We start from the raw sequence: 12,718 nt of genomic DNA on the forward strand, positions 1-12,718 counted from the left end.
CCGGTTCCTGTTCGAGCAGGCCGGAGGCGACGAGCAGGCTCAACGCCTCGGCGCGTAGCTGACCGGCGGTTCCCGGATCCGTGACGGTGGCGCTGTCGGCGAGCACCACCCGCAGCTCGGCCAGCCGGCCGATGTCCCGCGCGGTCAGTACGCGGGTGCCGTCGCCCTCCGGCCGGGCCCCTTCGGCGAGTGCGGTGGTGGCGTCGAACCGCAGCCCTTCGGACCGTTGCTGGGCGACGGTGTCCACCTCGGCGAGCGCCGCCGCCACCGCCCGCCGGACGTGGTCCGGGTGGGCGCTCGTCGACACCTCCACGACGGCCCCGTCGGAGGTGTAGCGGATGGTGGCCACCGGCACGACCGACGCGTCGGCCGCAGCCGGGGTCAGTTCGACGCGCACCGGATAGGGGCCGTCGAGGGTGGCCAGGGTGACCGTGGCGGTGGCCGGGTCGGCACCGGCCCCGTCGGGCAGTGGTCCTGCGGACAGTGCCGCCTCGACGGCGGTCGCGGTACGCCCGGGGTCGGGGTCGAGCAGCGCGCCACCGAAGGTCGTACCGGATGCTGCCTGCCGCAGGTCGGGACCGTCGGGGTCGGCCACGGGACTGGAGTGGCCCGCCACCGGCGGTGGCCCGACCCCCGCGGCCGTTTCGTCCGGCGCCGTCAGGCCGTCGGTTCCTCCGTCGGCCAGACCTGTCGACCCGTCATCCGGCCCTCCCGGCGGGCCTGCGTGTACTCCGTGATCAGCAGCGGTACCGGCAAACTCATCTGAGCGGTGATCACTCCCGTCCGGTCGATGATGTAGCTCCCGTGGCCCAGTTGCCTGCCCTCCGCCCGTTCCTGTGGTGACAGCTGCTCCTTCGCCAGCCAGCCGAACTCGAACGGGTGCAGCTCGATCTCGTTCGCCGTGCCCAGCAGGCGTCTGATCAACGTCAGCGCCTCGTCCTCCGTCATCGGAAACCCTTTCCGCCGTGATCTCCATCGACCACAGCGCATACGTCTGAGCCAGGTACGCGGCCGGGGGCTGCGGCCACGTCGTCCCCCGTTGCGGATCCCACCAGACCGGCCCGTCGGCCCCCTCCGGGTACACCAGGACGAAGGCGTGCGAATCCTGAACCTGCACGTGTCCCCGGTCCAGGACGAGTTCACCGGTGCGGGGATCCGTCCTGACCCATTCGGCCACGACGAGGGCCGCCGAGCCGGGACCGGCCGCCGCGACACGCTGATGAAGCTGCGCGTACTGGTCGGCCACCGCCGCCGCGTGCTCGGCCGGTGTGGTGGGCAGCCCCTCCGACCCACCTGACCATTCGACGCCGAGCCACTCCTCGGCTCGGTCGAGTCCACTCGCCTCACCGGTCACGGTCTCGATCGAGCCGTCCGGGCGGATGTCCGCCCAGCGGGGGAAGGAGACCCGGGGGTCGCCGTAGAAGCTGGACAGCGCCGAGAGCGAGCAGTCCAGGCAGTTGTTGGCGCGACCGGGCTGGTTCGTCCCGCCGTCGTTGACCAGTTGGCCGTACGGATGCGTCGAGGGGTCCGCGAACACCGCGTACCCGTCGGGGGTGCGCAGGCTCCGTTCGACGTCCCACTGGTGGCTCGGATCCTCCAACGGCGCCAGTTCACCCGGCCCGAGCCGCCGGGTCTGCGCCAGCCCGTGGTCGGTGTCGAGCGGCACCGACGAGGACGGATCGACGGTCAGGCCGCCGAGCGGCAGATCTCCGTCAACTCGACCTCCGTCGGCAACGGCTCCGTCGCGAAGTGCGCCACCTGGCGCTCGGCCGTCGCCCGGTCGACCTCCTCGATCTCGTGGCGTTCCGGATTCGCCCACAGGATCGCCGCCGCCACGTCCGGACGGAACGTCCACGCCTGCCGCTGCCGGTCCCAGGTCACCGCCTGGGTCGGGCCCGCGCTGTTCGCCTCCGCGATCAGGTTTACCGGCGGGCCGGCCGGATTGTCCGGTCTCCGAAGGAGGAAGTAGCCGAACGTCAGCGGTGCCATGCACGCCCCCCATCAGGTCAGGGTCCAGACCCGGCAGGTCGGACACGGCCAATCCTCGCGCGGCGAGCACGTCGGCGAACGTGAGCCCCTGCTGTCCGAGCCAGTCGAGGTACGACTCCCGAATACTCGCCTGACGCGGCGAGCCCATCCACTTTGCGAAGCTGGTGTCCTTCGGCGTGTCGAACCGGGCGCTGTCCATGCCCCCCGGCATGCTCGCCGCGATGCCGTAGGCCCTGTTGACGGCCAGGATGTCGAGGAACGCGTGGACGCGGGCGGCCGGCGACTGTGCCGGATCGCGCATCACCTCGTACTGGTCGTGCGTCTGCTTGCCGACGTTGTAGCTGGTCGCGGTCGGGAACTGCAGCTCGAAGGTACGCCCGGACGGTGCCGTCAGCGTGCAGTTCAAGCCGAAGAACCGGTTTCCCGGATGCCAGAAGTTCTTCAGGTCGGTGACCTGGTAGCCCTGCGCCTCCAAGGTGGACAGCAGCGCGTCCACCGCCGGCCCGTACGCCTCGGACTCCGGTCCCCGCACCGAGAACCGCACCACGTCGTTGACGGTGTCCAGGGCCGAACCGATGTCGTACCCGAGTGGTTCCAGCTCGGTGCGGTACTTGCGGGCCAGAGACTCGGCACCCTTGACGCGGTGCTGTTCGCCGAGCGTGCTCAACGCGTCCGCACCGGTCAGTCCGAGCTGCGCGTTCACCTCGGCGTTCACGCTGTGCAGGTCGGCCAGGATCTGGTCGGCGTCCGTCCGCGCCTCGGTCAGGACGTCGAGCAGGGTGGCCCGGTCGGTGTCCGGGAGCCCGTCCAGGTAGGGACTTCCGGCGGGATCACCATCGGGTGCGGCGTCGGAGTCGTTCAGTCCGTCGGGTCCGGGGTCGGCCAGACCTGCCGGCCGGTGGTCCGGCCCTTCCGTCGGGCCGCCGCGTACCGTTTCATGATCAGCGGTGGCGGCAGGCTGGGATGCACGGTCACCACTCCCGTCTGATCGATGATGAAGACCCCCTGGCCCAGTTGCCGGCCCTGCGTCCGCTGCTGCGGGGAGAGCGTCTCCTGGGCTGCCCAGCCGAACTCGAACGGGAACACCGCCACCGGGTTGTCCGTCCCCAGCAGCCTGGTCATCAGCTGCCGGGCTTCCTCCCTGCTCATCGGCATGGGCGGGCTGCACCTCCATCGACCCCAGGTCGCCTTCAGGTGTCGGACTACCCGGCGTGGGGTCCGAGCGGCTCGGGTCGACGTCGGCAACGGGACGGCCGGCCGGGTCGGTGTTCCGGTCCCGTCCGTCCGCCGATGGGTCCGCGGTCGAGGCCGGCGGAACCGGAGCCGGTGGGCTGACTTCGGGCGCGGACCTGTGCACCGGATCGCCCTCGGCATCCAGCACGATCGACCAGACGCCATCCACCCGTGCGGCATGTGGCGGCACGCTGTCGGAAATCAATTGATTCTGGCCGTCAAGCCAGATGATCGTGCCTTCATGGTTGACGGCGTTCCAGGTGTGTGCGCCAGTTCCGTCAGCCCAACTGGTGACAATCAACGCGGCGGATCCCGGACCCGCCGCCCGGAGAGCCTCGGCGACGGCGTCCAGCGCGGTTGTTCCGGTGCCCTGATGGGTGAAGGGCGCCCCGAGTGCTTGCTCCTGCCGGGCCGTGCTGCCGGTCTCGACCCTGGCCGAGGGCGCGGCTGGTGCCGCGACCTCGGGCCGACCGAACCAGGCGGACAGGACGGAGAGTCCGACGTCGGCGCAGTTGTTGTCCCGGCCGGCCACGGTTGGCCCACCGTCATTGATCAAATTCGCCCACCGGCCGACGCGAGGATCAGGGTGGACGACCGGACGCCCCGTGCCTGCGTCCCGAGGAACGGCTGAGTCGAGGGCGTCCTGATCAGCCTGATCCGGAGGCACCAGGCCATCCGGCCGACCGTATGGCCGGAACTGGCTCAACGGCGGCCCATTTCCCACCATGCCCGGTACAGACGGCTGGTAGACGCTGACGTCCCGTTCCGGGTCGGTAATCGGTTCAACGTTCAGCTGCGGCAGGACATGCGCACAGGAGCTGCACGGTGGCCGATAGTGCCCGAGGTCGTAGGCAACCTTATTGGAGAAAGCGGGCTTGATCTGGTGCGTGACGATCTTGGCGCCTTGGAGAGCGTCCAGCGCATACTGCTCGAAACTGCCTGGTTCGCCCGCCTCCCGCCACTGCTGCTCAAGCAGGTAGAGCTGATCGGAGACCAGGGCCACCTCGGCGCACTTGCCGTGTCCTTTCCCTGCACCCTTACCAAGTGCGGCTGCCGTTCGATCGAGCGCGGCCTGGGCGAGCGGATGGACGGCCGGTTGGGTGGCCGGGTTGGTGCTCTTGTCGGCGGTCATGCTGGTGTGCGTCGTGATGTCGCCGTTGGGCATCAGCAACGCGCCGGCCATGCCGGGCTGCTTGCCCTTGGATACCGTCCCCGCCTTGACCTCTCTGCGGACGGTCTCGGCCAGCGTCCGTGACGCCTCGATCAGGACGCGTTCCGCCTCTGGACCGTTGGGGTCGCCGTCCACCGACGTCGGGTTCAGGTGCCAGCTGTGGGTACCGCGGCCGGTCGGCCCCTCCGAACGCTTGAGGGTCTGCGGGTCGACCCGACCCGTCTCGGCGCGCGGCGTGGTCGGATCGCCGTGCAGGGTCCCGGTACTGGTGGGCACCGGGACCACGACCGGTCCGTCGGCGGTCCGCTGAGCGGGATCGGCCCGGTCCGAGTTCGGATCAATCTCGGTGTCGGGAGCGGGAGTGGCGTCCGGAGAGGCCGTCGTCGGCTCGATGCCCGCCGTCTGTGCCGGCACCGTCGGGGCGAGCGCGTCGACCGGGGTACGCGGGTCCGGTCGGCCGGGGGACGGCGCTGGCTGGGCCTGGCTGTCCTGCGTGTTCGCCGGTACGCCTGGCTGTTGGGGGGACCCGACCTGCTGGGTGGTGGAACTGGCGGGCTGGGCGGGGTTGGCCGTGGTCGGGTTGGCAGCCGGAGCGAGCGAGATCGAGCCTGCCGTGTTCGCCGCCGCGGGATTGACGACGGGCCCGACGGTTGTTCCTCGGCCGGCGGTGGGCTGCGTGGTGGTGTTCCCGGTGGCGGGCGTGGTGTTCGTGCCGGTCGTCGGCGTGCCGGTGGCGGTCGACGTCGCGGCGTTGGGAGTGCTCGCAGGCTGCGGGCCGGTCGCGGCGGGTGTGCCGGTCGCGGGCACCGGGTTCGCCGGGGCGGTAGGGCCGGTCGGCGTCGTGTTGCCGACCGGCGCCCCGACCACAGGTGCGGCGGGCGGCGCGGCCACCGGGGTCATCCCGGGCAGCACGGCGGGTGGCGCGTCCGCGGTGACGGACGGACTTCCCGTGTCGACCGGACCGGCGTCGGTGCCGTCACGCATCGGGGTGTCGGTCACCGTGCGGCCAGGCCCAGTGGTGGCGTCGCCCGGCGGGCTCGTGGTGACGCCGCCGGGCGGGGTCGTGGTGGCTTCCGTTCGCGGTCCGGCAACCTGTCCGCCGCCGGTCTGGTCCGTCGCCCCGCTCGTCGTCCGGTCGCTGGCGCTGGCTTCGGTGTCGACGGCGGTCCGGACGGTGCCCGGCGCGTCGGTGACCGGTGCACCCCGGCCCTCCGGCGCGCCGGCCTGGCCGTTGCTGTCGGCATCTCCGACCCGGGTGCCGTCGCTCGGCAAGCCGTTCGGGTCCGTGCCCACCACGTCGGCCGGCACACCCGCCAGACTCCCCGTGGTGCCGTCAGCGCGCGACACGCCGTCGGTCGTGGCCGGCTCACCGGTGGGGGTAGCACCATCCACGGTCGGTGTGGCGGCAGCGTCGCCGGTCGGGGACACCGGAGCATCCACCGACGGAGGCGTGAGGCTGATCGAGCCGGCTCCGCTGCCCGGGACCGTGCCGGTGCCGTTCTGCGTGGTGCCACCACCCGTATCGGTCGTGCCGGCACCGGAGGTACCGCCCGCCCCGCCCGTGTTTCCGGCACCGTCCGAACCGGACCCGCCAGCGCTCGTCCCGCTGTCGCCACCGGAGGCGGCCGAACCCCCACTGGACGCCGAGCCCGCACCGCCACCGGCCGAGCCGGCACCGGACGTGGAACCACCGGTCGCGCCGGCACCTGCGCCATTGGTACCGCCGAGGTCGCCGAGGCCGTTCGCACCCCCGGCACCGAGGCCCGGGCCGAGCCCTCCCGCAGCGGGCCCGGCACCGGGCGCGAGGTCGATCCCCATCCCGCCGAGGGCCAGGTTGGTGCCCCGAGCCATCAGATTGCCGGTGGCGCCGCCGGCGAGGGTCGCGCCGGTGCGGCCGGCACCGCTGGCGAACCCGCCCAGGAAGGCATCCGCGCCCGGCATGGCCCACTGCCCGTTGACCGTGCCGTTGGCGAGGACGCTGGCGGCCGGAGAGATGATCGCGTTCTGGGCACCGGAGGTGAGGCTCCTGCTGCCCCAGCGAACCATGCCGCTGCCTCGGAACGAGAGCTGCGACGGGCTGAACGAGAACGGCATGCGGGGTGCCGCCCGCCGACCGGCCCAGTTCATGCCGGTACCGAGCACCGCGCCGTAGGCACCGCCCACGCCGGCGGTGAGAGTCCGGGCGCCGTCCCACTGCCGTCGCTCGCCCTTGTGCATCTGGTATGCCTGGGCACCGACGTCGATGATCAGCTCTTCGCCGATCTCTTCCAGCAGTTCGCGGCCGAGACGGTTCAGACCCTGCCGGAAGCCCTGGCTGGTGACCGCCTGTCCGATCCGGGTGCCGGCCAGCCGCAGGGCCGCCCGCATGCCGGCCCGGGTGAGCAGTTGCCGGCCCATCTGGGCGATCAACCGCCGGAAGGCGATCGTCACCGCCTGCCGACCACCGGCCAGGATGCCCGGGATGGCACCGGCCGAGACCCCGCCCAACCAGGCCATCAGAAGCGCGACGAAGACCGCGATGACGGTGATGATGACCGCGATCAGCACGGTCAGCTTCGCGTACTCGATCTCCAGGGCAGCCTGGTCACAGCCGGCGGCGTACGCGGCGGAGATTTCCTGGATCAGCGGCAGGCCGGTGTTCGGATCGACACCGATCTGGTTCCACAACCCGCCGAACGCCTCGCCGGCACCACCGCCCCAGCTCTGCAGGATCTTCATCACCGCCGGGTCGGCCTGACCGAGCGTCTCGCTGACCGTGTCCGCCAACGCCTGCCAGGCGTCGGCCAGTTCCCGCATCCGATCCTCGTCGCCGCTGGGCCACGCCTCCCCCGCGCTGACCCAGCAGATGGCGTCCCAGACCCATGCGTACTCGCCCAGCGAGTTCCTGGGATTGGGTACCGCCACCCCGAAAGCTCCTCTGTCCGATGTCGACCCGTAGCCGGTGAGCTGCTACTTGTCGTCGCCGCCGAACAGGGTCTTGACCATCTCGTCGGTGTCGACGGTGCCCTCGACCGCCCCCTTGACAGTGGGCCCCAGCACCTCGACCAGCGGTACGAGATCCGCAGCGAGGTCGAGGACCCGCTGCGCCGGCTGGTCGTCACCGCCGAGGTAGTTCTTGTTGAACTCGTTACCCGGCTCGTCGTCGCCCCACGGCCGGCCGCCGTTCAACGTGCCGATGGTCGCGGCGAGGTTCTGCCAGGTCATGGCCAGCCGAGCACCGGCCGCGCCGAGCTCGTTGGCGCCCTCCAGGGCGGCGTCGGGCTTGACGAAGGTTTCCCGCAGCTCGCTCATCGTCGTTCCTCCCCGGGCAGGTCGCTGTCCAGCTGACGGAAGATGCCGTCGAGATCGTGATCGATGTAGGCTTGGAACTGGCTGTCCGGTACGAACGGTCGGACCAGCTTCTCGACCTCGGCCATGGCCTGCTCGGTCGCCCGGTGGATCGTCTCGGTGACGGTGGCGGAAAGCTCCTTCGAGTTCGGCCGCCGGTAGATGCGCGGGTCCAACTCGACCTTCGTCACCTGTCCGCGTGGCCCGACCGTCACGGTGACCAGGCCGTCGTCGGAGGTGACGGTGGCCTTCACCGCCTTCAGCTGTTGCTGCAGGTCGCCGACGCCGGAGCGCATCCGCTCGAACTGCGCCATCAGCTCGTCGGCACGGGCGCGCAGCGCCTGTACGTCCATGGCGTGTTCCTCCCCGCGCACGTCCATCCGTCGCCCACGCCCGGGCGTGACGACTCGACCATACTGAATGGGAGCGACATCGGCGTGCCCGGTCCGGCAGCCGCCCGCCGTTAGGATGCAGCGGGACCGGTTGACGGGAGGCGCGCAAGAATGTTCCGGGACCGTCCTGTAGCGACGTTCGTGCTGCTGGGAACGCTACTGGCCGCGACGCTGACGTTTCCCGGGGCAGGCTCGGCGGCTGCCGCCCCGGCGATTTGCGATAATCCGAGCGATCCGGGAGAGGTCAACACCGAGACGCCCTGGCATCAGCGGTGGCTCGCCCCACAACGGGTCTGGCCACTCAGCACCGGCGCAGGAGTCCGGGTCGCGGTCGTCGACTCCGGCACCGACGGCAGTCATCCCCAGATGACCGGTCGGGTGACCACCGGCTTCGACGCCCTGCGCGGCACCCCCGGGGGCGACGTCGACTGCGTCTCGCACGGCACCGCCGTCGCCAGCATCATCGCCGCCCGCCGGCAGGACGGCGTGGGCTTCCATGGCCTGGCGCCGGACGTCACGATCGTGCCGATCCGGGTGAGCGAACGCAACGCCAACGAGGGCCCGGGTGCCGGTGGTGACACCGTCACCGGCACCGTCTTCGCGCAGGCCATCCGACGCGCGGTCGACGACGGTGCCGACGTGATCAATCTGTCGGTGACGCTCTACCAGCCGGATCCGGATGTGGAGCAGGCCGTCCGGTACGCGCTGGAGAAGGACGTCGTGCTGGTCGCCGCCGCCGGTAATAAGCATCAGGACGGTGCCCGCCCCGATCCGGTGCCCTACCCCGCCGCCTACGAGGGCGTGATCGGCGTGGGGGCCATCGACCAGTACGGCGCCCGGCTCCGGCAGTCCCAGATCGGGCCGTACGTGGACATCACCGCCCCGGGCGGAGCCGTGGTGGCCGCCACTCGGCTGGCCGGGCACAACGTCTACGACGGAACCAGTTTCGCCACCCCGATGGTGAGCGCGACCGCCGCGCTGATCCGGGCGGCAGAACCCAACCTGTCGGCCCGGGATGTCGCCAGACGGATCCTGGCCACTGCCGATCCGGCCCGTGGCGACGCCTCGCGCGGGTACGGCAGCGGGGTGGTCAATCCGTACCGGGCGGTCACCGAGCGGCTCACCTCCGGAGCGCCGGTGACCCAGCCTCCACTGCCTGACGTGCCGTACGACGCGGCGGCGCAGGCTCGGGCGGAGCGCTGGGCGGTCTTCGGACGGCTCGGGCTCTGGATCGGCCTCACGCTGGCCACGGTCGCGGTAGGGGTGGCGGTGCTGGCGACGCTGCTGCCACGCGGCCGGCGGACGCGGTGGCGGCCCACCCGACCGTCGGCTCCGCCACCGGCCGGGCCGGAGATCGACGAGCCCGAGGAGATCTTCTTTCGGGTACCGAACTCGATGCCGCGCGGCTGACGGCGCGCGTCGACGGGTGGCGTCCCGTGCAGACGACGATGGCCCGGCGCGGGCCGGGCCATCGAATGCTGCGGTCTGGTGTCAGCCGCCGAACTTGGCGCGGTTCGCCGCCTCGCGGGCCTGCATCTTCGCGGCCGACTCGCGCAGCGCCTTCTCGATCCGACCGAGCAGGTCACGAAGGTCGTTGGCGGCCGACTCCCACTCGGTCTGCCGCTGGAAGTACGCCTCGCGGGCGTCGCCGTCCCAGGTGGCCAGCAGCGGAGCGATACCGGACTTGAGCCCGTCGAGCTCTCCGGTCATGTTCCGGACCGCGCCGCTGCAGCTGTCCGCCGCCGCGTTCAGCCCGGCGAAGTTGTACCGAATCTCCGTCATGAAACGTCCCCCCGTCAGAGCTTCAGCGCCGCGGTGATCTGGCCGGCGGTGGCACCCGCACCGTCCATGTCGGCCCGGATCTCCTCGTCGCTGACGTCGTAGTCCTTACCAGCGGAGCCGACCGCTTCGGCGATCGCCCGCAGCGCGACGTTGAGTCGGGCCATGTCCTGGTCGAACCGCTCACGCACCTGCTGGAAGGAACCGGCACCAGCGCCCTTCCACTGGTCGTACAGCGGCGCGAGCTGGTCCATCAGCGAGTTGAGGTTGCCGGTGAGCCGATCGGCGACGGCATCGACGTCACCTTCGGTCTTCAGCATCAAGCCGGTGTCGGTATTCATCGACATGGCGGAAGTCACCCCCGTCCTCAATTGATCGCCCCGCTTCGTCGGGGGCGTCCTGTCAGTCGGTGCTGGCGCACCATCGTCGTACGAACGGTAACGGGTCGTGTCCAGCCCGCGCTAGACCGCGGCTCGTCCCGTACCTCCATTGTGGCTGGTCACGTCACTCCGGGTCGAGGGCGAGTTTCGCCGTCGTCGGATCGAGTGCCGGCCCGGCGGGCAGCCGGACCACCAGGCTGGCGGGCAGCCGGACCGGTTGCACTCCCGCGTAACCCAGGATGGCGGGTACCCCCTCGGAGGCCAGGGGATAGCGGTGGCCCAGGTCCGTGACCAGGTTGAGGGTGCCCGCCTCCTGGTCGGGCGAGGACACCGCAGCCACCAGGACACCGTGTCCCGGCTCGATGACGACCCGGTCGGCCAGCGGGATGCCGTCACCGGTCTGCTCACCGGTGCGTACCGGCTCGCGCACCGCTTGGACCTGCGCGTCGAGCAGCAGCGTCGGCTCGTCCGCACCTGGCTGGTAGGCCGCGCAGATCGCCGGCTGGTCGCCGGCCAACCGGGCGATCTCCGGCCGTTGTTCCGGCGCCCGGTGCCGCCCGGGGGCCGGCGCCGCCGCCTTCGGCGCCGCGGCGGCGGTGCCGGCGGCCAGTTCGATCGGGTACGGCCTCGCCTCTCCCGGGTACGCCAACTGCGTCTCGCCGTCGGCCATCAGCACATCCGCCTGAACCGGGGTGATCGGAAGCAGCCTCGTCCGCTCGGCCAGGTAGTACTGGCGGCTGCCGCCCTGGCTCTCGACCACGAAGACCTGACCGATGCGGGCGTCCGACAACGCGGTCGAGGGCGTCCCTCGGTCGGCCACCCGACGGGGTGCGATCGGTTCGCCGGCGGGCAACGCGTTCAACCACGCTCCACCGACCTCGACCACCGGCTCGGCGCTCATGGTCAGACCTTCCAGCACGACCTTCTCGTTGCGGATCTCGTACCGGTGGTCCCGCCAGACCAGGTGCAGCCGGCTCGTCTTGCGATCGCGAACCAGCAGGGCGGTGTCTCCCGGCTCCCGTCCGCCCTCCGGTGCCCGTCCCACGGTGAGCACGGTGGTGGCGACGGTCCCGCCGGCCGCGTCCCGTGCCGGCTGGGTGCAGAGCGTCCAGGGGCCGTCCAGGATACGGCCGGGCGGCGGCAGCGCGTCCGGGGCGAACGGGATGCCGATTCGCGGCCCGCGCGGGGTGCCGAGCAGGGAGTTGCGGGAGACCGAGATGGTCGGTGCCGCCGTCTCCATGGCGAGCAGGGCGGAGGCGTAGTTGAGCACCGGATGCAGCCGGCCCTCACGGTAGAGGTAGCGGGTGCCGGTCTCCTTCTCCAGGATGACCGCACCGCCCTCCTTCCACTTGGTCGCGCCGCCCGGCCGCAGCAGGCCGTACACCCCCACCGCAGCCAGACAGAGCACGGCCACCATGACGCTCGCGAAGCCGGCGCCACCCAACCGGCGGAACGGCGCCGCCTCCGGATCGGGCTCGCGCGCCACCAGCGCGGAGGTCATCCGCTGGACGAAGAACTGGTACGACTGGACCTGGTCCCGCCGCGACGGCATGGCACCCCTCCCCTGGCGTACGCCGGCACGGTCACGAACTCCGGACCGCGGTGCCTACCATAGGCACGGCGTCGAGGCGCCCGGTGCCCGCATCCGGCGCCGGCCAACGGAACCGACGACGGCAGCCCGAGGAGTCCTTCGATGATCAGCCGCGACGAGGCCCTGGCCATCGCCCGCGAATGGGCCAGCGCCGGCAAGCCGGAGCCGGCACCCGAGGTGAAGCTGTACGAGTTCAACCTCGGTTATGTGGCCTGCCTGGTCGAACCGGTCGCCGTCGCGTCCGACGGTCCGCCGCTGCCTCCTCCGGCCACGGGATACCCCCGAGCGGTCATCGATCACGAGAGCGGCGAGGTGTCCCAGTGGCCCTCGCTGCCGTGGCAGACCATCGCCGAGCGGTACGCCCAGCGGCGGGCTGCCGAGGGCCGCTTCCCGCCCGACGTGCGATACGTGCTGGAGCAGGCCGGATGGTTTCCCGGCCGCGACGTCGGTGCCGCGGTCGACCACTGGATGGTCCGCTTCGCCGACGAACTGGCCGGTCTCGAATGCCCACCGGTCGTACGCGCCGCGCTGGTCGAATTCGGTGGCCTGCATCTGCCTCAGTTCGGCAACGATGGCGACATGGGCGGCGGCTTCACCAGTTATATCCACCCCACGGAGGGTGGGGTGGTGACAGAGGCGGCGCGCGAATTCGCCGAGGAGTTCGACAACCCGGTCTACCCGATCGGCAACAACGAGGACGGGCCGTCCGAACTGGTCGCCGACGCCCAAGGACGGGTCTTCATGCTGCACTGGGCCGACGACTTCTTCGTCGGCCCCGACATCGACACCGCCATCGTCAACCTGATCCGGGGCAACGACATGCCAGAGGCCAGCGACCGTGACTGGTGAGGCGGAC

At 71.3% G+C, this 12,718-nt stretch carries 7 protein-coding genes and 1 pseudogene; 2 read left to right on the forward strand and 6 right to left on the reverse strand.

Features of this window, described 5'->3' with window-relative positions; genetic code table 11:
• Positions 1-1,042: 1,042 nt before the first annotated feature.
• The 3 genes and pseudogenes from SM447_RS27290 to SM447_RS27300 all read right to left on the reverse strand — a co-directional run.
• Positions 1,043-7,297: pseudogene (locus SM447_RS27290) on the reverse strand (toxin glutamine deamidase domain-containing protein); the annotation flags it as partial.
• A 45-nt stretch (positions 7,298-7,342) separates the two neighbouring features.
• Positions 7,343-7,684 carry a hypothetical protein gene (locus SM447_RS27295; RefSeq protein ID WP_474575743.1) on the reverse strand — a complete coding sequence of 114 codons (342 nt, stop codon included), beginning with the start codon at positions 7,682-7,684 and terminating at the stop codon, positions 7,343-7,345.
• A complete protein-coding gene (locus SM447_RS27300) occupies positions 7,681-8,073 on the reverse strand; it encodes a YbaB/EbfC family nucleoid-associated protein (RefSeq protein WP_474575744.1) in 393 nt (130 codons plus the stop codon). The genes SM447_RS27295 and SM447_RS27300 overlap by 4 nt, the downstream gene beginning before the upstream one ends.
• A 150-nt stretch (positions 8,074-8,223) precedes the next feature.
• Here SM447_RS27300 and mycP point away from each other — a divergent pair, with 150 nt between their 5' ends.
• Positions 8,224-9,522: a type VII secretion-associated serine protease mycosin gene (gene mycP / locus SM447_RS27305; RefSeq protein ID WP_474575745.1), complete on the forward strand. Its 1,299-nt coding sequence runs from the start codon at positions 8,224-8,226 to the stop codon at positions 9,520-9,522.
• A gap of 81 nt (positions 9,523-9,603) precedes the next feature.
• Here the strand turns inward: mycP and SM447_RS27310 are convergent, their stop codons facing one another.
• The 3 genes from SM447_RS27310 to eccB all read right to left on the reverse strand — a co-directional run bounded on the left by SM447_RS27310 (position 9,604) and on the right by eccB (position 11,823).
• On the reverse strand, positions 9,604-9,894 hold the full coding sequence (locus tag SM447_RS27310) for a WXG100 family type VII secretion target (RefSeq protein ID WP_093411129.1): 291 nt from the start codon (positions 9,892-9,894) through the stop codon (positions 9,604-9,606).
• Positions 9,895-9,908: 14 nt separating this feature from the next.
• Complete coding sequence (locus tag SM447_RS27315; RefSeq protein WP_093411131.1) at positions 9,909-10,238, reverse strand: WXG100 family type VII secretion target; 330 nt, start codon at positions 10,236-10,238, stop codon at positions 9,909-9,911.
• Positions 10,239-10,395: 157 nt separating this feature from the next.
• Positions 10,396-11,823 (reverse strand): type VII secretion protein EccB, encoded by a 1,428-nt coding sequence (gene eccB / locus SM447_RS27320; protein ID WP_474575746.1) that lies wholly within the window; start codon positions 11,821-11,823, stop codon positions 10,396-10,398.
• A 141-nt stretch (positions 11,824-11,964) separates the two neighbouring features.
• Between eccB and SM447_RS27325 the strand changes: the two genes are divergently transcribed.
• On the forward strand, positions 11,965-12,711 hold the full coding sequence (locus tag SM447_RS27325; RefSeq protein WP_474575747.1) for an SUKH-3 domain-containing protein: 747 nt from the start codon (positions 11,965-11,967) through the stop codon (positions 12,709-12,711).
• Positions 12,712-12,718: the final 7 nt, after the last annotated feature.

Source organism: Micromonospora aridisoli (genome assembly GCF_056150025.1).

What these genes read in the sequence shown, in the direction of transcription:
- eccB (WP_474575746.1), bottom strand. Translation starts at nt 11,823, where the DNA reads ATGCCGTCGCGGCGGGACCAGGTCCAGTCGTACCAGTTCTTCGTCCAG.
- SM447_RS27295 (WP_474575743.1), bottom strand. Translation starts at nt 7,684, where the DNA reads ATGAGCGAGCTGCGGGAAACCTTCGTCAAGCCCGACGCCGCCCTGGAG.
- SM447_RS27300 (WP_474575744.1), bottom strand. Translation starts at nt 8,073, where the DNA reads ATGGACGTACAGGCGCTGCGCGCCCGTGCCGACGAGCTGATGGCGCAG.
- SM447_RS27325 (WP_474575747.1), top strand. Translation starts at nt 11,965, where the DNA reads ATGATCAGCCGCGACGAGGCCCTGGCCATCGCCCGCGAATGGGCCAGC.
- mycP (WP_474575745.1), top strand. Translation starts at nt 8,224, where the DNA reads ATGTTCCGGGACCGTCCTGTAGCGACGTTCGTGCTGCTGGGAACGCTA.
- SM447_RS27315 (WP_093411131.1), bottom strand. Translation starts at nt 10,238, where the DNA reads ATGTCGATGAATACCGACACCGGCTTGATGCTGAAGACCGAAGGTGAC.
- SM447_RS27310 (WP_093411129.1), bottom strand. Translation starts at nt 9,894, where the DNA reads ATGACGGAGATTCGGTACAACTTCGCCGGGCTGAACGCGGCGGCGGAC.